Origin of the sequence: Flagellimonas pacifica (assembly GCF_900215465.1) — a bacterium.
Classification (GTDB): domain Bacteria; phylum Bacteroidota; class Bacteroidia; order Flavobacteriales; family Flavobacteriaceae; genus Flagellimonas; species Flagellimonas pacifica.
This window is the reverse complement of the sequence record NZ_OBEH01000001.1, coordinates 136998-158193: the sequence shown is the minus strand read 5'-3', so window position 1 is coordinate 158193 and position 21196 is coordinate 136998. Positions and strand designations below refer to the sequence as shown.

Genomic DNA, 21196 nt, shown 5'->3' with positions numbered 1-21196 from the left:
ATTTATTAGCTTTGCGGACTAAAAAGCGAACTAAAGAGAGTACATAATACCAAAGTTACAATACCTGTGGCAAAAACCTTTTTTAAAATTAATAGGAAATGGGAAAAACTTAAAGCTTCAAATGAAAAGAAAATTACTTGGTGAAGTAGAACCAAAAGCGCTAAAAAAGTAACCCGCTGTACTTTTGTGGTATTTTTAAAGCTAAAGTTTTGGAATTCGTAGTTAACCCCAAAACAAAACCTCATGATTACCGGTCTGGCATAAGCAACTGTTAGGGCAGCTATGGAATGTAGGGCAAGGGTATCCGAGAAAATGTCAATAATAAACCCTAAAAAAAATGAGGTAAGCATAAATATTGCCCTATTGCTTTTTAATGGGTACCAATAAAAGAATATAACATAGATCAAGGGATTTATAAAGCCAAGAAAATTAAGGGTATTGAAAATCAGTACTTGGGTAAGAACAAGCAGTACAAAACGTAAGCTGTTTATGAAAATGGCATTATTCATTCGCTGTCCTTTCTTCTAACTCTTTTATCTCGTTCCTACTTTTATTTTTGATTAAATACACATTCTTCACATTGGACATATCATTGAAGAGTTCAACATCAATATTGTAAAAACTTCGGGATGTGTTGAGGTCGTATCTTTTAATGACCCCAATTGGAATGTTTTCTGGAAAAATACTGGACATAGCACCGGTAACTATGGTATCCCCAACAACAAGTGGAACCAATCTAGGGATATCAATAAGTTGTACCACATTGTAGTCTTGGGCATCCCAAATTAAGGAACCAAAATAGTTGGTGTTTTTGATTTTGGCGTTGATATTTGATTTTGTGTTCAAAACACTTTGTACCGTTGCAAAATTGGAAGATGCATTTTCAACAATGCCTAAAATTCCTTTTGTTGTAATTACGCCCATGTCTTGTTCTACCTGTTGATTTTCTCCCTTATCTATGGTAAGATAGTTTCTTGGGGAAGAAAAACTGTTTTTTATGAGGTTGGCACTAAAGACTTCATAGTTGGTTGTAAATGCAGAATCTAATTGTTGGGCAGTTATTTCTTTGGCATTAAAAAGCAGCAATCTAAGCCGTTCGTTTTCCTGAACAAGTCTTTCATTTTCTTCTCTAAGTCCAAAATAGGACGAAACATTTGCTGCAACTCCATAAACATTTCCTGTTAGCCATTTGGAGGAGTTAAAAAACTTGGATTGATGGTAAGAATGTGATCTAACGGTCAAACTCAAAGAAATGAGCATTAGAAAACTATAGAGAAAAGTATTTCTATTCCTTAAAACAAAATTGATGATGCGCTGCATGCAATCGTATCATTAGGAAAGTTCGCAAACTTTCAAATGGCCCCAAACGGTTTCGGTAACCGAATTATTTTATCAATATACTTTTATATCGCTCCAAATTTTTAAGCGCAATACCTGTACCACGCACAACTGCCCTTAATGGATCTTCTGCAATATATACTGGCAAATCTGTTTTTTGTGAGAGTCTTCTGTCTAATCCTCTTAACATAGATCCACCGCCAGCAAGGTAAATACCTGTGTTATAAATATCTGCTGCAAGCTCAGGTGGAGTTTGTGATAAAGTTTCCATAACAGCATCTTCTACTCTCAAAATACTTTTGTCAAGTGCTTTGGCAATTTCACGATAAGAAACTTGAACTTGTTTAGGTTTTCCGGTTAAAAGATCCCTTCCTTGGATTGATTTATCATCCGGTGGGGATTTTAAATCCTCAGTTGCAGAGCCAATCTCAATTTTTATGGCTTCAGCAGTACTCTCTCCCACATAAAGGTTGTGCTGGGTACGCATGTAATAAATAATATCATTGGTAAACACATCACCAGCAATTTTCACCGACTTATCACAAACAATACCACCTAGTGCAATTACTGCAATTTCCGTGGTTCCACCACCTATATCCACAATCATGTTTCCTTTGGGTTGCATAATGTCCAACCCAATACCAATGGCTGCGGCCATTGGTTCATGAATCAAATATACTTCCTTGCCATTTACCCTTTCCGCTGATTCACGAACCGCACGCATTTCCACCTCAGTAATCCCAGAAGGAATACAAATGACCATTCGTAAAGCTGGAGGAAACCATTTTTTCTTTAATGCCGGAATATTTTTGATGAACATATTGATCATCTTTTCAGAAGCATCAAAGTCTGCTATTACTCCATCTTTCAAAGGTCGGATAGTCTTGATGTTCTCATGGGTTTTCCCTTGCATCATATTGGCTTCCCTTCCCACTGCAATGATTTTTCCGGAGATTCTGTCCCGGGCCACAATGGATGGGCTATCAACTACGACTTTATCTAAATGAATGATCAGGGTGTTTGCAGTACCAAGGTCTATTGCAATCTCCTCGGTCATGAAATCAAAAAATCCCATAAAAAGCGTCGGTTTTTCGGATTAACGGTAAATTTTATCGGCTAATGTACTAAAATTAATGTTTAAAATGCCGAGTCCCGGTCATTACCATTGCCAATCCGTTTTCGTTGCAATAATCGATGCTCAATTGATCTTTAATGGAACCTCCGGGTTGAATCACACTTTTTATTCCTGCTTTGTCCGCAATCTCCACACAATCAGGGAATGGGAAGAAAGCATCACTGGCCATTACGGAGCCTTTCAATTCAAAATTAAAGGATCTTGCTTTATGGATGGCTTGGTTTAATGCATCTACGCGTGAAGTTTGTCCTGTTCCGCTGGCACAAAGTTGTCTGTTTTTAGCCAAAACGATAGTGTTGCTCTTGGTGTGCTTACACAATTTGGAAGCAAAAATCAAATCTTCGATTTCTTCGGATGTGGGCTTTTTGTCTGTTACCGATTGCAGTTCTTCTGCGGTATCGGTTTTGAAATCCTTGTCCTGAACCAAAACACCATTCAAACATGTTCTTACCAAAGTCTCTGGTAATGCAACCTCATTTTGAATTAGAATGATTCGGTTCTTTTTACCTTTTAATATTTCCAAAGCGTCATCAGAATAGGAAGGGGCAATAACTACCTCACAAAACAATTTGTGGATTTCTTCAGCAGTTGGAGTATCAATTTCAACATTGGAGATTAAAATACCTCCAAAAGCGGAGACAGGATCTCCTGCCAACGCATCAACATAAGCTTGTCTAATGGTACTTCTAGTGGCCAATCCACAGGCATTGTTGTGCTTTAGAATAGCAAAAGTGGGGTCGTCGTTCTTAAACTCGCCCATAAGATTTACCGCGGCATCTACATCTAAAAGGTTGTTGTATGAAAGCTCCTTACCATGTAATTTGGCGAACATGGCTTCAAAATCACCATAGAAATATCCTTTTTGATGCGGATTTTCACCATATCGAAGTACTTTTCCGTTTTGCTCACTGATTTTCAAAGCAGTTTCCCCGCCTTTTGCATTGAAATAATTGAAAATAGCAGAATCGTAATGCGAAGAAACGTTAAATGCTTTGGTGGCAAAACGTTTGCGATCTTCCAAAGTTGTTGAACCATTTCCTTCGGAAATAACATTCAAGAAGTCCGTATAATCTTCCATGGACGACACACAGAGCACATCTTTGAAGTTTTTGGCGGCTGCCCTGATCAAGGAGATACCACCAATATCTATTTTTTCAATAATATCTTGTTCAGAAGCACCACTGGTCACTGTTTTTTCAAAAGGGTATAGGTCAACAATTACAATATCCAATTGTGGAATCTCAAATTCCTCCATCTGGGCCACATCGCTATCATTGTCCTGTCTGTTCAAAATTCCACCAAAAACCTTTGGGTGAAGTGTTTTTACACGCCCTCCTAAAATGGAAGGATAACTGGTAACGTCTTCAACAGGAACAACATTGATGCCTAAATCTCGGATAAATTTCTCGGTTCCACCTGTGGAGTACAAGGTTACGCCAAGTTCATCCAATTTTTTAACGATGGGTTCCAAACCGTCTTTATGGAAAACGGAAATAAGTGCTGCGGAAGCTTTTTTGGTGGTGCTCATTTTGTGTCTTAAAAATCAAATTATTAAGCACACAAAAGTAATTTTTTTGCCTCTAAAAATTGAAGTGTGTTATCAACAAAATGACACTAGTTTTAAAGAATTTGTGATACTTCTTGGTTTACAAATTCCAAAAAACGTTCATCTTCCTCTGTGAAGGGGTTAGGAGTGTTGGAATCAATATCAATTTGGCCTATGTTCTCGCCATTTTTAAACAGAGGAACCACAATTTCGGCCTTAACGGTAATACTGCAAGCAATATAGTTGTCCTGCGCGGCAACATCCGGCACTACAAAGTTTTCATTGCCCACAGCAACCTGTCCGCAAATGCCTTTCCCAAAGGGAATAATGGTATGGTCGGTGGGTTCCCCGGCGTACGGTCCCAGCTTCAGTTCTTCCTTGTCCCCATTTTTAAAATAAAATCCCACCCAATCGTAATAATCAACCGTGTCCCTGAGTAAATTGCAGAGCTCGGTTAGACGATTTTCAACACTTTCAGCGTTATTGGAAATGATGGTGGTCACTTTTGGTTTTAAGGATGTGAGCATTGAATTGTTTTTTGCAAATGTATTTTAAATGGACTTTTTAGTTCGCTTGAAATGATAAAAATTACGATATCGATTACCTAAATTTTAGTTAAGGAAACATGTGAAAATGAACACAAAGACAAATAAATTGTAATTTTACGCTGTGAAAGAGATTTTTCGCAATATCAGTTCTATCTTCTTGGCACTTATGGTGTTGCTGTCAACGGTTTCGTGGACAGTTGATAAGCATTTGTGTATGGGGAGAGTGATGGATGTTTCGTTTTTTGCCCATGCCGATGATTGTGGTATGGAAGAAGCGATGGCGGCTATGGGAACAGAAGTTGGTGAAAACCATTGCTGTGATGATGAATCTTTTACACTCAAGGGACAGGATGATTTAAAACTTTCTTGGTATGATTTGGAGCTGGAGCACCAAGCTTTTTTGGTAGCCTTTACTCAATCATATTTTGATTTATTCGTGCCTGTTGAGGAACTTCCTGTTCCCCATGAAAAATACCCACCTCCCATTTTGGTCAGAGACGTTCAGGTTTTGGACCAAGTCTTCTTGATTTGATGTATTGAATAACAATGATTTACCCGTTTCATAAGATTCGGGCACTGATTTTTATTTCAATAATTATTCAATACATAACAATGAAACATATTTTAATTATACTTTTTTGGTTTCCCATGGTACTAACCGCTCAAAATAAAATTGAGGGTATGGTCATGGAGGCCAACGCAGAAAATAAACATATTGGACTTGCTGGTGCTAATGTATACTGGTTAAATTCACAAATTGGAACCATTACCAAAGAAAATGGCACTTTCAGTATTCCATACTCCAAGGATTACAATAAATTATCATAAGCTTTGTTGGTTTTAAAACGGATACCTTGACCATTAATGAGCCCAAAATGGTACATCATTGGTTGGTTCCTTCAAATCAATTGGATGAGGTTGTGGTGGAAAAAGAACGCGATGCTGTACAGAAAACCTTTTTCTCTACTCAAAATGTGGTTACAGTAAATAGCGCAGAACTTTTAAAAGCAGCATGTTGCAACTTGTCAGAAAGTTTTGAGACCAATCCGGCCATCGATGTCAATTTTAATGATGCACTTACTGGGACCAAACAAATTCAGATGTTGGGCCTCACTAGTCCTTATTTATTGATTACCCAAGAGAACATTCCCATGGTGCGAGGTGCTTCCCAAACCTATGGTTTGACGTTTACGCCGGGAACGTGGGTAGAGAGCATCCAGATTACCAAAGGAGCCGGTAGTGTTGTTAATGGTTATGAAAGCATTTCGGGGCAAATCAATACGGAATTGCAAAAACCATTGACCGATGTCCCGGTATTTGTAAATGGTTATGCCAATTTAAATGGAAGGCTGGAATTGAACACCCATCTAAACACGAAGCTGTCTGATAAATGGAGTGCGGGATTATATCTGCATGGTAACCGAAGGGATGTTGAGGTGGACAATAATGACGATGGATTTCTGGATAATCCCTTGGCTAATCAAATCAACATTATGAACCGATGGCAGTACCAAGATCCAGAAAAAGGATGGGTAAGCTTTTTCAATGTTCGCTATTTGAATGATGAAAAGCAGATTGGTCAGGTTGATTTTAATCCGGATTCAGATAAATTCACCACCAATGCTTGGGGAAGTGAAATTGATACCCAAAGATTTGATGGGTCGGTAAAATTGGGCTATGTTTTTCCTGAATTACCTTATCAGAGTTTTGGTTTTCAGACCTCGTATAGTAGTCATAAACAGGATTCGTATTATGGGTTCAATATTTATAATATTGACCATGAGAGCATCTATACCAATCTATTGTTCAATTCGATTATTGGAAACACCAAAAACAAATTCAAAACAGGCTTGACCTTTGCATATGATGGTTATAATGAATTGGTGAATACTCAAGAATTTAGTCGTAACGATACGTCTGCAGGAGCATTTTTTGAATACAGCTATTCCAATTTGGAAAAGTTGAGTTTTACTGCTGGCCTCCGATTGGACACCCATAACCGATTAGGGACATTCTTTACGCCAAGGTTCCATATCCGTTACACACCATGGGAGAAAGGAAGTTTGAGAGGGTCCTTTGGCATTGGTCGTAGAGCTGCCAATATTTTTGCCGAGAACCAACGGCTGTTTGCTTCCTCAAGAACCATTCAATTACAGAGCAATGGAGGGGAGATCTATGGTTTTGATCCAGAAAAAGCGGTAAACTATGGGGTAAGTTTTATACAAGGATTTTCACTTTTTGAAAGGCCAGGAAATTTTTCTGTGGATTTCTATCGCACTGATTTTGATAATCAAATCGTGGTGGACTGGGAAAACCCAAATGAGGTGGTTTTCTCCAATTTAGATGGAAAAAGTTATGCTAACAGTTTGCAAGTAGAATTGAATCATGAGGTATTGCCCAACGTAGAGGTGCGTACTGCTTATAAATTCTACGATGTGAAAACGGATTATCAAAACGGACTTTTGCAAAAACCTTTACAGGCCAGGCATCGGTATTTCGCAAACATTGGCTATAACACAACACCAACAGAAAATGGTTCTCAATGGCGGTTTGATTATACCTTGCATGCCCTTGGCGAGCAAAGATTGCCAAATACATCTATAAATCCGATCAATTTTCAATTGGGAGATTTTGCTGAAGGATATAGTTTAATGAATGCCCAAGTCACTAAAGTTTTTTCCAAGAAATTTGAAGTGTATGTTGGAGGCGAGAATTTGACTAATTTTAAACAAAATAATCCGGTTTTGGGGTCCAACGACCCTTTTGGAACAAATTTTGACACTACCATTGTATATGCCCCAATTTTTGGACGAATGGTGTATGCAGGGTTTAGATTTAAATCCTAACAATTTAAATATATAGTAATGAAAAATAGAGTTTTGATTTTAATATGCTTACTGGTTTCAACAATTGGTTTTGCGCAGAACAAGAATAAAAAAGTTGCATTTGAAGTAGATGGTAAATGCGAAATGTGTAAAATGCGGATTGAAAAAGCTGCATTGGCCGTTCCTGGTGTAAAATATGCCCTTTGGGATATACCTTCGCATCAATTATCCCTTGTTATGGATGAAAGAAAAACGGACCCAATGAAGATAAAGACCGCTTTGGTTGCAGCAGGGCACGATACCAAGGAATTGAAGGCTACCCAAGAAGCTTATGATAACATTCACCCCTGCTGCAAATACCGGGAAGATAATACCGATGATAGCAAACAACATCACAATAAGAATTAATGGCAATGGAACATTCGTATACAATCACAGGAATGACCTGTGAAGGATGTGTTGCGTCCGTTAAGGAAAAGCTTTCAAAAGTAGATGGGGTCAAAGATGTTGACGTGGATTTGGAAGCTTCAACAGCGCGTATTAATATGGAGCATCATATTTCAATTGATGATTTTAGTGCAGTATTGCCAGATAAATATGCAATAAATGAAAGCCAAAGGGAAATTATGTCTTCCGTTGGAGAAATGATGGGTGAAAAATCTAAATGGGCGCAATTGCGCCCATTATTTTTGATTTTTGCCTATTTATTTGCTGCATCTATCTTATTGAATTACCAAAATTGGAATCTTGGTGAGGCTATGTTGGACTTTATGGGTTTGTTTTATATCGTTTTTAGTTTTTTCAAGTTTTTGGACTTAAAAGGATTTCCTGAGAGTTTCAGAATGTATGATCCTTTGGCCAAGGTCTTACCAGCATATGGTTGGGTATATCCTTTTCTGGAATTAGGTCTGGGTCTTCTATTTTTGATGCGCATTCAAGTGACTGCGGCTTTAATTATTACCATTGTTATTTTGGGACTTACAACCATTGGAGTGATCAAAATCTTGTTGGATAAAAAAAGTATTCGCTGCGCATGTTTAGGAACGGCTTTAAACTTACCTATGACAGAAGCTACATTTATTGAAAATGCGATTATGTTGGTTATGGCATTTTCGATGCTTGCCATGTAAAAATGTAATTTTAACACTTATCAGCACTGCTTTACTGTAAGGTATTCATTCTAAGCCCTACTTAACTAGGGTGTTAAAGAGATTCTTTGCAAGATTTTTCATATTGAGCGTATTTTTTCTGGGACAATCGGTTTTTTCGCAAACTTGTTGTTCCGGCGGAGTTCCTTTGTCAAATAATTTGGGCTTGCCCAATGATGGTAAAGGAATTTTGTTAATAGGGTTAAGTTATGATTACAACAATTTAAATACCTTAAATGCAGGTTCGAGTAAATTGGATGATGACTCCCGACTGCGTGTAACCAACTCTATTTTAATGAGCGTTGGATACTCATTCTCCGACCGAATTTCTGTTGAATCTCTTTTCACTTGGGTAAATCAAGTTCGGACCATAACCCAGTTCGGAAATGAAACCGATACCAAAACCACTGGCATTGGAGACGCTGTTTTCTTGGTGAAGTATGCGTTTCCCGATATTTTAGGTAAACGCTCTATCATAAGTTTGGGAGCTGGCGCAAAAGCCCCTCTAGGAAGATCGGACTTTACTACGCCACAAGGAATTCAACTCACAGCTGACCTTCAACCTGGCAGTGGTGCTTGGGATTTTGTTGGATTGGTTTCATTGTCCAAAGGACTGAATTTTAGGCCATCTGCAACACTCTCTGCTAACCTAACCTATAGGGAGACAGGAGCAAATAAAGATTATTTAAACAATACTTCAATATATGAATTTGGAAATGAGATGCAGGCCAATTTAGGGTATACCGATCAATTTAGTCTGCTCAACACAATTTTTAATCCAGGGATGGTCTTTAAATATCGTAAAGCACAAGTTGATAGTATTGATAATTCCAATCTACCCAATACGGGAGGGGAGTGGTTATTTATAAGACCAGAGTTATCAGTGAATATTGCCCAAAACTTTGTTTTGGTGTCACGGTATGAGTTGCCATTGTATAGCTATGTTGATGGTACCCAGCTCACACCTACCAATAGATTCACTATTGGTTTGTTATGGAAGTTACAGAAAAAGGAAATAGGAGTTTTAAATTAGAAAAAATGAAAAATTGGATTTTAGTACTAACTTCTGTTGGACTGTTGGTTTCTTGTAGCTCTTCCAGTGTGGAAGAAAGCACAAATGAAGGAACAACTAGTCCAGAGATAAACAGTCAATGGAGCATACCTGTGGCCGAAGTATTGGATGGAGGACCCGGAAGGGATGGAATACCAGCTTTGGAAAATCCTAATTTTACCACCGCATTGGGCGTGGATTTTTTAGGTGATGATGATTTGATCATTGGTTTTAAAAATGGTGAAGATGTAAGGGGGTACCCTCATATTATTTTGAATTGGCATGAGATCATCAATGATAATATTGGCGATGCGTCACTTGCTATTACCTATTGCCCACTTACTGGTACTGGAATAGGTTGGGGTAGAGTGATCAATGGTAGGGAAACTACATTTGGGGTTTCTGGACTGTTATACAATACCAATTTGATTCCTTTTGATAGGGAAACACTGAGCAATTGGTCTCAAATTTTGAATGAATCCGTAAATGGGGTTCTAACGGGTCAAAAAGCTAGCCTTTCTATGCTGTTTGAGACAGATTGGAAGACATGGAAGCAAATGTATCCCAACTCACAAGTGGTAAACCTTCAAACAGGATTTTCCAGGACATATGAATTTTCTCCATACGGTAATTACAGCTCAGACAACAATTTGTTTTTGTTTCCGGTAAGTAAGAAGGACACTAGGTTGCCTTCAAAAGAAAGAGTACTGGCCATTACCAATGATGGAGATGCAAAAGCATATCGTTTTGGTAGTTTTCAAAATCAAAACATAATTAAGGATGCTTTTAAAGGCCGAAATTATCTTATTGTGGGCAATCAGAATTTTATGGTTGCCTTTGAGCCCAAAAATGAACATAGCACTTTAGAGTTCACGTATGTTTTTAATGGTGAATCGGATGTTCTAATAGAAGATAATGAAGGTGGCCAATGGGATATTTTTGGGTATGCTGTTTCTGGGCCAAGAATGGGTGAACGCCTTGCAACTCCAGCTTCATTCATGGCCTATTGGTTTTCTATACCGGCATTCTATCAAACGGCAATTTATCTTAACTGAACAAGAATAGTCACTAAAATGCTTAGTTGATGATTATTTCATCCGCAAAAACCCAAGAAGGTAAACCTGCAGCATGGTGCCAATATGGTGTTTCTTGATTTTTAGCCACTACTTTTACGTATCTGATATTTTGTGGTTCAAATTTAAGGTCAAAGTAGTTTATATCGTTAACCTTACTCTTTTTATTCAAGGGAGATGGGTTTTTTAGATTTCCCAGTTCAATAAAATTTGTGTTGTCCGAAGAACCAAGATATGTTACTGAGGAAGGAAAAAACACCACATGATTGGTCACTTGTAAAAATGCCATAGAAATACTGCTGATATTTTGGATTTTTCCCAAATCAACAACCACCTCCATATCGTTTCCTTCATATCCAAGCCAGTTGGCATAAAAACTGCTTCCTCCCAAGGCGCTATCCGTTAAAACCATAGGGTCTTCATTGGCATATTTTTTGGGTTTGGTCAATGTGACTACTTTTTTCCCTTTTGCTTTATTGGGTTTTTGGGCAATTTTTAGAGCAGACATGTAATTGGTGGCGTATTCGTTTATGGTAAAGCCCATTTCGTTCATTAAAGTGATATCATTTTTTCGAGCGGTGTTTATAAAACTATCCAATAAGGTTGCTACCATGGGGTTTATAACTTCTTTAGAGTTGTCATCAACAGTCATGAGACTGTAGCTTTTTGTAATGTTTTTTCTAGAGGCTTCCAAAATTGCATAATCAACTCCCAAACGTGCCATTTTTACTCGATTTATTACTTCTTCTTTCTCTGAAACGGCTTTTTCCGCTTCATCAAATATGTTAGAGTATTCTTTCAATAGTTCTGGACTCAGATAAGATGAAAATGCCTCGGAAGGATCTCCGTACAAAAACAGGAAAAAATCATTATCCCCTTGAATTTTGGAATGGATCAGGCGAATGTATTTTTCAATGTATGGCCCTGCTTCTTGGTAATACCCTTCTGTAAATTCTTTCAGTAGGGCGTCAAAATCTTGATTTGGGTTCCAAAGTAATTTTGCAGTGATGTAGGAACGTAGTTCAAACAATTCGCTAGGGTTGTGGCTGTGCTGTTCAAAAACCCATTTTGCGTTATTGTCACGAAATAGTTGAATGTTGGGTTGCAAGGTGAAAATATTTGGAAAAGGAGCTAAAAAGTTAGTGAATTGGGTTGTGTAATCCCAGATTCTGATATTATTGGTGAGTTTTCCCCAGCCAATCAAGTCATCTGCAAAATCTGTACATTTTTCCGCTATTGGTGCACTACGATCACATTCTATAGAGCATAATGTAATCAATACGTTTGCGGCTGGATGGACTTTGGGTGGTTTTCTGGTATATTGATAGGCTAGGGTAGAAATAGTTTTCTCTGGAAAGGCTTCGGCCACCTTATTTACAAAATGAATCATTGTTCCTGCGGGGCTTCCTTCTTCGTCATCAATTTTGCGGCAATTATCGCATTGGCAATGTTGTTGATTGTCGTCTTGGCTTACTGAAATCACAGAAGTTTGTGGATTTCTCTTAAAATGTGAAGCAACTGAGTCTTTTACAATTTCCAATACCTTTTCATTGGTAAGGCATAGTTGTGTTGGCAATCTTTTTCCATTTCTAAGGGCGTAATACTCCGGATGCGCTTCGTAAAACACTTCTTCTGGCATAAACCTATGAAAGGTGTGTACTCTGGCAGCGGGCACATAGTTAGGAAAGGCCTCATAAGTTACCTTTTGTTGATCCGCAAATTCATGGTTTTCATAAAAAAGCTTGGAGTGCACTGTTCTGGTGGTTATTTCTGGTGTATAGCTATAATCGATGGGATTTAGATTGATTGTTTTGTGATGAGGTATTTCCTCAACTCCAGGCGCGTACCATTTGCAATCCAAGTATCTTTCCAAAAATTCGTAAACAGCGTTTTGAACAGCATTGTCAGAACCACCGGAAATGAACAAATTTCCTTTTTCGGTTTTTATCCTTACTTCATCGGGTTGTAGATTATCTTCTTTAATATTTCCGATATAGATTTTTTTCTTTAAAGTCTGTGAACTTTCATCAACTATATCTAGTTCTATACCACTTATTTTATTAAGATAATCTCCCAACAATTCAGCAGACATGTGTTGGCTTTTTGTAGCATTGCCCATGTACACAATTTCATAGTCGGTTTTTCCATTTTCTGCAATCTTAATTTGATTGCCAGAACAGGATGAAACAAGAAATCCTATTGCTAGCAGAATTACTAATACTGATTTTTTCATGGGGGTGGTGTTTTTATTTGGTTGTTGGTGGTTTATTTTTGAGTCAGTTTTTAATGGAAGCGTTATACATTGCTTTTAAAAGGCTGTTTTCTTCTTTGGTATCGTTACCCAATTGCCAGAACATGATTCCTCCTAATTTCTTTTTTAAGGCATATTCTGTTTTTAGCCGAACGGAAACGGAATCGTCATAACTGATGAAAATACTGTCCTTTGCGTTATAAATATAGGGTGCTTTTGCAATGGGGTCCCAGAACCTTTTATAATTTTCATCGGACTCAAATTCTTTGCGAATTTGATAATAGGCGCTCCACCCAATATGAGCTCCAGAATTGAATTGATAGAGTCCGTTGTTTTTTGGAGGGACTCCTTTCCAAGCTCTTCCGTAAAAAGCGGCACCTATCACAATCTGTTCTGGTTTCACTCCATTTTCGATACAGAACTCGACAATTTTTTCGGCTGATTGAGGCTCATAGGCATCTCGTTTTTCCTTAGAAGCTTTTCTTTTTTCTTCTACATATTTCCATGCCGGAGTGTCTCTGACGTCTTTTTCCTGAATCATGCCTAATGCTGTATGGTGCCCGGTAAAGGGTGAATTAGAGCCTATTTGATCATATGTCATTACATTCATATAATCAACATGTTTCATTACCTCTTCAATCTCAATATTTTTATAATAACGTTTCCATCCTGCAGAAGCAAAGGTTAGTGTCTGTTCCCTATCCAAAGTGTTTAGGGCTTCTCGCAATTCTTTCATTAATGAGGTGAAGTTTTCCTTGTCGTCAGGTCTAGCTCCAGTACCGGCAGCAGGTATTGCTGGGTATTCCCAATCTACATCCAGTCCATCCAGTTGGTACTCTTTGTTGAATTCTACAACACTTTGCACGAATTTTTTTCGGTTTTCTGGTGTATGCGACACATCAGAAAAGCCATCGGCACCCCAGCCACCACAAGCGATCATTACTTTTAAGTGTGGGTGTTGGTTTCTTTGGGCGACCAGTTGTCGCAATTTTTCTCCAGTTTGTTCATCTTTAAACTTCATTTTGCCATCAATTACCTTGGTAAAAGAAAAGATGATATGGGTGAGTTGTTCCAAGGGAAGCTGGTCAGGTCGATAATCCTTTTCTGGAACATAATAACCCATAACTACAATGGGGCGTTCTTTTTGTTTTTTAATGGGAACAAAAGCAATCGTACATATGGAAATTAGGAGTAAGGCTAGAAAAGTACTGTGTGGTCGAAAACGTTTCATGACAATGGAATTTACCACTTAAAATGTAGTCAATAAAAACCATTTTGCAGTATCTATTAGATGGAGAGCATGAAGGAAAGCCTAAACGGCAGATTTAGAGCCAATAAGTTGGTGCTAAAAGGATGGAAATTAAAAAACCGCTCTAAATTTTAGAGCGGTTTTTTAATTAATTGTTATTGGCATAGCTTACATCATGCCGGGCATTCCGCCGCCACCTCCCATTGGAGGCATAGCAGGAGCATCTTCTTTAATATCTGTCAATGCACACTCAGTTGTTAAGATCATTCCTGAAACTGAAGCGGCATTTTCCAAAGCAACGCGGGTTACTTTTTTAGGGTCAATGATACCCGCTTTCATCATTTCAACGTACTTGTCCGATTTGGCATCGTATCCAAAATCCGCCTTGCCTTCCAAGATTTTCGCAACTACAACGGATCCTTCCCCTCCTGCATTTTCAACAATGGTTCGTAAAGGAGATTCAATGGCCCTAGCTACGATTTGTAGTCCGGTTTCCTCATCGGCATTAATTGCGTCTACTTTTGAAAGCACTGATTTCGCTCTTACCAAGGCAACACCACCACCGGCAACGATACCTTCTTCTACAGCAGCTCTTGTTGCATGGAGAGCATCGTCCACACGGTCTTTTTTCTCTTTCATTTCTACCTCAGAAGCAGCACCAACATAAAGAACGGCAACACCACCGGCCAATTTGGCCAAACGCTCTTGCAGTTTTTCCTTATCATAATCAGAAGTGGTAGTTTCTATTTGAGCTTTGATCTGGTTAACTCTGGTTTTGATGTTTTTTGCAACACCGCCACCGTTTACAATCGTAGTGTTATCCTTATCAATAGTAACTCTTTCGGTTGTCCCCAACATATCAATGGTAGCAGTTTCCAAAGAGAATCCTCTTTCCTCAGAAATTACGGTACCGTTTGTCAAAATAGCGATGTCTTCCAACATAGCTTTTCTTCTATCCCCAAATCCTGGAGCTTTTACCGCCGCAATTTTTAAAGAACCTCTCAATTTGTTTACTACCAAAGTGGCTAATGCTTCACCATCAACATCTTCTGCAATAATTAATAAAGGCTTGCCAGATTGCGCCACTGGTTCCAATATTGGCAACAAATCCTTCATGGAAGAGATTTTCTTGTCGAACAACAAAATATATGGGTTGTCCAAATCAGCGATCATTTTCTCTGAATCCGTTACGAAGTATGGAGAAAGGTAACCTCTGTCAAACTGCATTCCTTCAACAACATCCACATAAGTATCTGTTCCTTTGGCTTCTTCCACAGTAATAACACCTTCTTTACCCACTTTTTCAAAAGCTTGTGCGATCAAGTCACCAATAGTTCCGTCATTGTTAGCGGAAATTGCAGCAACTTGTTTGATTTTTTCAGAGGAATCCCCAACTTTTTTGGACTGTTTGGATAGGTTTTCCACAATGGCGTCAACAGCTTTGTCAATACCTCTTTTCAAATCCATGGGGTTTGCGCCTGCAGCAACATTTTTAAGACCTTCCTTTACAATTGCTTGTGCAAGAACGGTAGCTGTAGTAGTTCCATCACCAGCCAAATCATTGGTTTTAGAAGCAACTTCTTTTACCATTTGTGCACCCATATTCTCAAGTGCGTCTTCCAATTCAATCTCTTTTGCTACGGTAACACCATCTTTGGTTACTTGCGGGGCACCAAAGGATTTACTGATGATTACATTTCTACCTTTAGGACCCAACGTAACTTTTACTGCATTAGCCAAGGCGTCAACACCTTTTTTTAAACCGTCACGTGCGTCTATGTCAAACTTAATATCTTTTGCCATTTTTAAATTTTTTAATTGAAAAAATTAAATTTCCAAAATCCAAATCCCAAATCTGAAATTCCGGTAGTGGTATTTTGGAGTTTGTTTTTTTGATTTTTGGAATTTGTAGTTACACTATCGCTAATATGTCACTCTCACGCATCATCAAGTAATCCGAACCATCCAATTTTAGTTCGGTGCCAGCATATTTGCCATAAAGAACCGTATCGCCAACTTTTACAGTGATTTTTTCATCCTTGGTTCCAGGGCCAACAGCTACTACTTTTCCTTTTTGTGGTTTTTCTTTTGCAGTATCCGGAATAATGATACCAGAAGCTGTTTTTGTTTCAGCTTCAACAGGCTCAATAAGAACTCTGTCCGCTAATGGTTTGATGTTAACTTTAGCCATATTATTTATTTTTAAGTATTTGTTTTAAAAATTCCCCAAACAATGGGCAGAAATTATGCCATTGCAAAAAAACTGACATTATAATAAAACAAAAATGCCAGCTTGTCATTTCAAGCTGGCATTTTGTATTTGTTTTGTCATTAATATTAATTAATGGTATCCGCTGGATTTGTATTGTCAGTTGCTGGAACCTGCTCAGGAACTTGTTCTGGAACAGTCTCAGGTACTGTGGTCTCAATATCATCTCCTTGCAATAATTTAGAATCCGCTTGACTGTAACTTCCCTTAAGGGAAACGTTGGAAAGCAAAATCAATACAATCAATAAAGTGGCCAAGGTCCAGGTACTTTTATCCAAAAAGTCCCCAGTTTTCTTAACACCACCTACTACTTGGTTTCCACTACCGCCAAATGAGGAGGATAATCCGCCTCCTTTTGGGTTTTGTACCATAATTACCAAAACCAACAAAAGGCATACTACAATTATTAATATTAAAAAGATTGTAAACGTACTCATTGTCTTTGTCTTATTCGTTTTCTTTCTGCAGCTTCTTCACCGCCCGAATTTGGTCTGCAAAGAAACCATTTTTTTCTGGATATTTCAAACTCAATATTTTAAAGGCTTGAATGGCTTTTTTGTACTTTTTTTGCTCCAAATATACTTTTGCCAAAGTCTCTGTCATTAATTCATTTTTGTCCATTTTTGTGGACTCTTTTATGTTGACTTTAGCCTTTAAATCCTTATTGGGAATTATTTTGGGTCTGCTCTCAATAAACTTATCGAGTAATTCAAACTTTTTCTTTTTTTCTTGTTCCTCGGTTACAGGATCTGAAGTTTTTTCATTAGGAGTTTGAGAGGCTAGTTGTAGCCATTCAGCAAAGGAGTGCTTTTCTTTTTTTGTGAATGGAATGGGTTTGCCCAAATTTAGATTTACTGATGGTTCTGGTTCTTCCTTTTCAGCTTTTTCAGGTGGGATTTCTACTTCTACTTTTTTTGACTTGAAAAGGGCGGGGTTCAATATTTGTTCTGCGTCCTCAATATTCTGTGGCAATGCACTTTCCTTGGATTCGCCCAAAATGGTTGCAGCGTCCGGATTGGGCTCTATTTCTTCGGAAACGGTTTTCTTGTCTTCAAGTTTTGGAGCTCTTCCGGCTATGGCATCTGCAATATTATTTTGAACAAACTCTTGAGAAGTGATAAAATCAAAAAGAACATCTCTGTCAGCAGTGTGTGCGGCCGTGATCTTAAGGGAATTATTGTACTTGTAGCTATCCAGGTTTTTCAACCCTTTTAAATGCAATGCCCGTGCAGCTTGAAAATATGGATATTCTTCAATAATACCTTCCAGTTCCCTTGTTTGCTTGGGAGACAAGATGGTATTTGATTTCTGAAGAATTTGTATGAAGTCCGATACGTTCATGCTTACCAATTACCTAAAGAGGCATTAAAAATATCTTGTGTTATTCGTTCAAAAATTTCCTCGTGTGCCTGTGCTTGAACTGATGTTAACGCAGCAGCGGCATCAAAATCATAAAAGAAGGAAAAACGGCGTTCAAAATCGGCATCTTCCTTGGTCTTGTTGAAAAACCTAACATTCACGCTCATAGTGAGTCGGTTTTGTGCTGTCAACTGATCAGCCGTAGCTGTCATGGGAGTGACCCTGTATTCCACAATTTCACCTTCATACAACAAATCTCCATTGCTTCCAGTAAGTGATAGGCTAGTCAGGTTATTGATCATTTCCTGTAACGCATTGGTAAAGGATCTATCCAATCCTGGCTGAATGGTTGACCCAGGGTTTTGATCGGCATAATTTTGAAAGAAATCAACTTGAAAACTCTCTGCGGTCCCAATATCTGCTCCTGAAAAATTGTACGCTCCACACCCATATAGGTTTAATAGCAACCCTATGATTCCGATTTTAATGCTATTTATTTTCATTGATTTTTATTCAATTATCTCGTGACCAATTTATAAATCATATTGTTTGATTTTTCGGTACAGCGTTCGTTCAGAAATCCCAAGCTCTGTTGCTGCTGCTTTTCTTTTTCCTCGATTGCGTTCTAACGACTTTTTGATGAGTTCAATCTCCTTTTCCTGTAAAGATAGCGTTTCTTCTTCTTCTATTTCTTCGGCAAAATGGTAGCGATCTTCTGTTTGGGGCTGCACAACCGTGGCTGTTGTTTCAGCTACTGGTTCTGGTAAATGTAGTACTTCTGTGGTAGTGTTTTCCTGCTGTGAAACCTCTTCTTCCTTGCTTCCGTATATTTTGCGGATCAGGGTCTCGTTTTCTTCCTGAACTTTTTCAGAATCGTTGTTCTTCAACAATTCCAAGGTCAGTTTTTTAAGGTCGTTTAAATCACCTTTCATGTCAAACAAGACCTTGTATAAAATTTCCCTTTCATTGCTGAAATCACTTTCCTTTTTAGTGGATCCAATTACAGCGGGTAAATTGGTGTTGCTTGCATTGGGGAGGTAACTGTTCAGCGTTGCTGCCGTAATTGTTCTGGTTTCTTCTAAAACCGAAACCTGCTCAGCAATGTTTCGAAGCTGTCTAATATTGCCCGGCCATCTGTACCTTAAAAGTAATTGAATGGCTTGTTCTTCTAAACGAATGGTTGGCATTTTATATTTCTGACCAAAATCTGATGCAAACTTGCGAAACAACAAATGAATATCCTCTTGTCGTTCTCTTAGTGGTGGAATATTGATTTCCACGGTACTCAACCTGTAATAAAGATCTTCCCTGAACTTTTCTTTTTTTATGGCCTCAAACATATTGATGTTTGTAGCGGCCACAATTCTTACATCTGTTTTTTGTACTTGGGAAGAGCCTACTTTAAGGAATTCCCCATTTTCCAAAACACGAAGCAATCGCACTTGGGTGGTCAAGGGTAATTCTCCCACTTCATCAAGAAATATGGTTCCGCCATCTGCTACTTCAAAATAACCATTACGGGTTTGGGTTGCTCCAGTAAAAGCACCTTTTTCGTGACCGAAGAGCTCACTGTCAATGGTGCCTTCTGGAATAGCTCCACAGTTTACGGCAATATACTTGGCGTGCTTGCGGTGAGAAAGGGAGTGTATAATTTTTGGAATGGCCTCTTTTCCCACACCACTTTCCCCGGTCACCAAAACCGAAATGTCCGTAGGCGCAACCTGAATGGCTTTTTCTAAAGCACGATTTAGCTTTACATCGTTGCCAATGAGTTCAAAGCGTTGTTTTATGGATTGTATTGATTCCATTTGTCTTTTTTGTCAGTCTGAGTTTGTCAAAGACTGGATATTTTGATTCATACTTGCTTAGGCTCAGTATGACATTGAATTAATTATTTCCACTAAGTCCTATTGCTTCTCCAATAAGGGTGGCAGAAGTACATTCGTTGATTTTTACGTTTACAAAATCACCTATATTGTAATTTTCCTTTGGAAAAACCACTACCGTGTTCTGCGAGTTTCGTCCCATCCAATGCGCATCGGATTTTTTTGAAGGCCCTTCAATCAAAACTTCTTCAGTTTTGCCCAAGTGTTGTTGAGTTCTATGGAAACTGTGTTGTTGCTGTAATTCAATAACCTCACTTAGTCTTCTTTTTTTGGTTTTTTCAGGAATGTCATCATCCAATTTTCTTTCGGCCAGTGTTCCAGGTCTTTCTGAATAGGCAAACATAAAACCAAAGTCATACTTCACATATTCCATCAAACTTAAAGTGTCTTGATGGTCTGCTTCCGTTTCGGTTGGGAATCCTGTGATCATATCTTGGCTAATGGCACAATCTGGAATTATCTTTCGAATATTATCGATCAACTCAAAATATTCTTCTCTTGTATGAAGACGGTTCATCGCTTTTAGGATGCGGTTGCTTCCACTTTGAACGGGTAAATGGATATACTTACAGATATTATCATATTTTGCCATGGACTCAATCACATCCAAAGTCATGTCCTGAGGATTGGAGGTGGAGAAACGAATTCGCATTTTGGGTTGGGCCCGCGCCACCAGTTCCAACAATTTTGCAAAATTCACCGAAGTGGCTTTTTGCATATTGGTGGCTTTGTCAAAATCTTTCTTCAGTCCGCCGCCATACCAGAGATAGCTATCCACATTTTGTCCCAGCAACGTAATTTCTTTAAATCCTTTTTCCCAAAGATCATTTACCTCTTCCAAAATGGATTGCGGATCACGACTACGTTCACGCCCGCGGGTAAAGGGGACTACGCAGAAAGTGCACATATTATCGCAACCTCGCGTAATGGATACAAAAGCGGATACTCCATTGGAATTTAAACGAACAGGGGCAACATCAGCATAAGTTTCATCCTTGGAAAGGATTACGTTTACAGCATTTCTGCCTTCGTCTATTTCCTGAATGAGGTTAGGGAGGTCCTTGTAGGCATCTGGGCCTACCACCATATCTACAATTTTCTCTTCTTCTAAAAACTTGCTCTTTAAGCGTTCTGCCATACAGCCCAGAACACCAACTTTCATTCCTGGATTGGTCCTTTTTACAGCATTGAACTTCTCCAATCGTTTGCGTACCGTAACTTCCGCTTTCTCCCGGATAGAGCAAGTGTTCACCAATACCAAATCTGCTTCTTCCAGTTCCTGAGTAGTATTAAAACCCTCTTTGGCAAGAATGGAGGCAACAATTTCACTGTCAGAAAAGTTCATCTGACAGCCATAACTTTCTATATAGAGCTTTCTGCCATTCTTCTCATCTTTCTCCAATGCCAACGTACTACCTTGTTGGCTTTCATCTATAACCTTTTCTATCTCTTCGTTCTTGATCATTGTACTAAAATGGTCTGCAAAGATAGTGCATATTCCATTTTAGTGACAATTTG

General features: G+C 38.5%; 19 protein-coding genes and 1 pseudogene. 6 read left to right on the top strand and 14 right to left on the bottom strand.

Annotated features, from left to right (window positions below; translation table 11 throughout):
- Positions 1-5 precede the first annotated feature (5 nt).
- The 5 genes from CRO15_RS00685 to CRO15_RS00665 all read right to left on the bottom strand — a co-directional run bounded on the left by CRO15_RS00685 (position 6) and on the right by CRO15_RS00665 (position 4546).
- A complete protein-coding gene (locus CRO15_RS00685; protein ID WP_097043810.1) occupies positions 6-509 on the bottom strand; it encodes a rod shape-determining protein MreD in 504 nt (167 codons plus the stop codon).
- Positions 502-1320 carry a rod shape-determining protein MreC gene (mreC, locus tag CRO15_RS00680; protein ID WP_097043809.1) on the bottom strand — a complete coding sequence of 273 codons (819 nt, stop codon included), beginning with the start codon at positions 1318-1320 and terminating at the stop codon, positions 502-504. The genes CRO15_RS00685 and mreC overlap by 8 nt, the downstream gene beginning before the upstream one ends.
- Before the next feature lie 64 nt (positions 1321-1384).
- On the bottom strand, positions 1385-2413 hold the full coding sequence (locus CRO15_RS00675; RefSeq protein ID WP_055396723.1) for a rod shape-determining protein: 1029 nt from the start codon (positions 2411-2413) through the stop codon (positions 1385-1387).
- 55 nt (positions 2414-2468) lie between these two features.
- Positions 2469-4001 carry a bifunctional phosphoribosylaminoimidazolecarboxamide formyltransferase/IMP cyclohydrolase gene (gene purH, locus CRO15_RS00670; RefSeq protein WP_097043808.1) on the bottom strand — a complete coding sequence of 511 codons (1533 nt, stop codon included), beginning with the start codon at positions 3999-4001 and terminating at the stop codon, positions 2469-2471.
- Between the two features lie 92 nt (positions 4002-4093).
- On the bottom strand, positions 4094-4546 hold the full coding sequence (locus tag CRO15_RS00665; protein ID WP_097043807.1) for a GAF domain-containing protein: 453 nt from the start codon (positions 4544-4546) through the stop codon (positions 4094-4096).
- 142 nt (positions 4547-4688) lie between these two features.
- Between CRO15_RS00665 and CRO15_RS00660 the strand changes: the two genes are divergently transcribed.
- The 6 genes and pseudogenes from CRO15_RS00660 to CRO15_RS00635 all read left to right on the top strand — a co-directional run bounded on the left by CRO15_RS00660 (position 4689) and on the right by CRO15_RS00635 (position 10646).
- Entirely contained in the window at positions 4689-5099 is a 411-nt protein-coding gene (locus CRO15_RS00660) for an HYC_CC_PP family protein (RefSeq protein ID WP_243396867.1), read from the top strand.
- 80 nt (positions 5100-5179) lie between these two features.
- Positions 5180-7413 (top strand): annotated as a pseudogene (locus tag CRO15_RS00655) (TonB-dependent receptor).
- An 18-nt stretch (positions 7414-7431) separates the two neighbouring features.
- On the top strand, positions 7432-7800 hold the full coding sequence (locus tag CRO15_RS00650; RefSeq protein WP_097043806.1) for a heavy-metal-associated domain-containing protein: 369 nt from the start codon (positions 7432-7434) through the stop codon (positions 7798-7800).
- 5 nt (positions 7801-7805) lie between these two features.
- Positions 7806-8522, top strand: a complete 717-nt coding sequence (locus CRO15_RS00645) for a heavy-metal-associated domain-containing protein (RefSeq protein ID WP_097043805.1) — start codon at positions 7806-7808, stop codon at positions 8520-8522.
- Between the two features lie 103 nt (positions 8523-8625).
- Positions 8626-9573 carry a transporter gene (locus CRO15_RS00640; protein ID WP_097043804.1) on the top strand — a complete coding sequence of 316 codons (948 nt, stop codon included), beginning with the start codon at positions 8626-8628 and terminating at the stop codon, positions 9571-9573.
- Positions 9574-9578: 5 nt separating this feature from the next.
- Positions 9579-10646, top strand: coding sequence for a DUF3179 domain-containing protein (locus CRO15_RS00635; RefSeq protein ID WP_165769891.1), 1068 nt, complete (start codon positions 9579-9581; stop codon positions 10644-10646).
- Positions 10647-10668: 22 nt separating this feature from the next.
- Here the strand turns inward: CRO15_RS00635 and CRO15_RS00630 are convergent, their stop codons facing one another.
- The 9 genes from CRO15_RS00630 to miaB all read right to left on the bottom strand — a co-directional run bounded on the left by CRO15_RS00630 (position 10669) and on the right by miaB (position 21125).
- Positions 10669-12897, bottom strand: a complete 2229-nt coding sequence (locus CRO15_RS00630; protein ID WP_097043802.1) for a DUF4838 domain-containing protein — start codon at positions 12895-12897, stop codon at positions 10669-10671.
- A 43-nt stretch (positions 12898-12940) separates the two neighbouring features.
- Positions 12941-14146, bottom strand: coding sequence for a glycoside hydrolase family 18 protein (locus CRO15_RS00625; RefSeq protein WP_097043801.1), 1206 nt, complete (start codon positions 14144-14146; stop codon positions 12941-12943).
- A 186-nt stretch (positions 14147-14332) separates the two neighbouring features.
- Positions 14333-15967 carry a chaperonin GroEL gene (groL, locus tag CRO15_RS00620; protein WP_097043800.1) on the bottom strand — a complete coding sequence of 545 codons (1635 nt, stop codon included), beginning with the start codon at positions 15965-15967 and terminating at the stop codon, positions 14333-14335.
- Between the two features lie 109 nt (positions 15968-16076).
- Positions 16077-16355 carry a co-chaperone GroES gene (locus tag CRO15_RS00615; protein WP_097043799.1) on the bottom strand — a complete coding sequence of 93 codons (279 nt, stop codon included), beginning with the start codon at positions 16353-16355 and terminating at the stop codon, positions 16077-16079.
- Positions 16356-16501: 146 nt separating this feature from the next.
- Positions 16502-16870 (bottom strand): preprotein translocase subunit SecG, encoded by a 369-nt coding sequence (secG, locus tag CRO15_RS00610; RefSeq protein WP_097043798.1) that lies wholly within the window; start codon positions 16868-16870, stop codon positions 16502-16504.
- A 10-nt stretch (positions 16871-16880) separates the two neighbouring features.
- The gene (locus CRO15_RS00605) at positions 16881-17774 is read right to left on the bottom strand and encodes a hypothetical protein (protein ID WP_097043797.1); all 894 of its coding nucleotides are present in this window, start codon (positions 17772-17774) and stop codon (positions 16881-16883) included.
- 2 nt (positions 17775-17776) lie between these two features.
- On the bottom strand, positions 17777-18295 hold the full coding sequence (locus CRO15_RS00600) for an LptE family protein (RefSeq protein WP_097043796.1): 519 nt from the start codon (positions 18293-18295) through the stop codon (positions 17777-17779).
- 30 nt (positions 18296-18325) lie between these two features.
- Positions 18326-19600 (bottom strand): sigma-54 interaction domain-containing protein, encoded by a 1275-nt coding sequence (locus tag CRO15_RS00595; RefSeq protein ID WP_097043795.1) that lies wholly within the window; start codon positions 19598-19600, stop codon positions 18326-18328.
- A gap of 79 nt (positions 19601-19679) precedes the next feature.
- Positions 19680-21125 (bottom strand): tRNA (N6-isopentenyl adenosine(37)-C2)-methylthiotransferase MiaB, encoded by a 1446-nt coding sequence (miaB, locus tag CRO15_RS00590; protein WP_097044792.1) that lies wholly within the window; start codon positions 21123-21125, stop codon positions 19680-19682.
- Positions 21126-21196 lie beyond the last annotated feature (71 nt).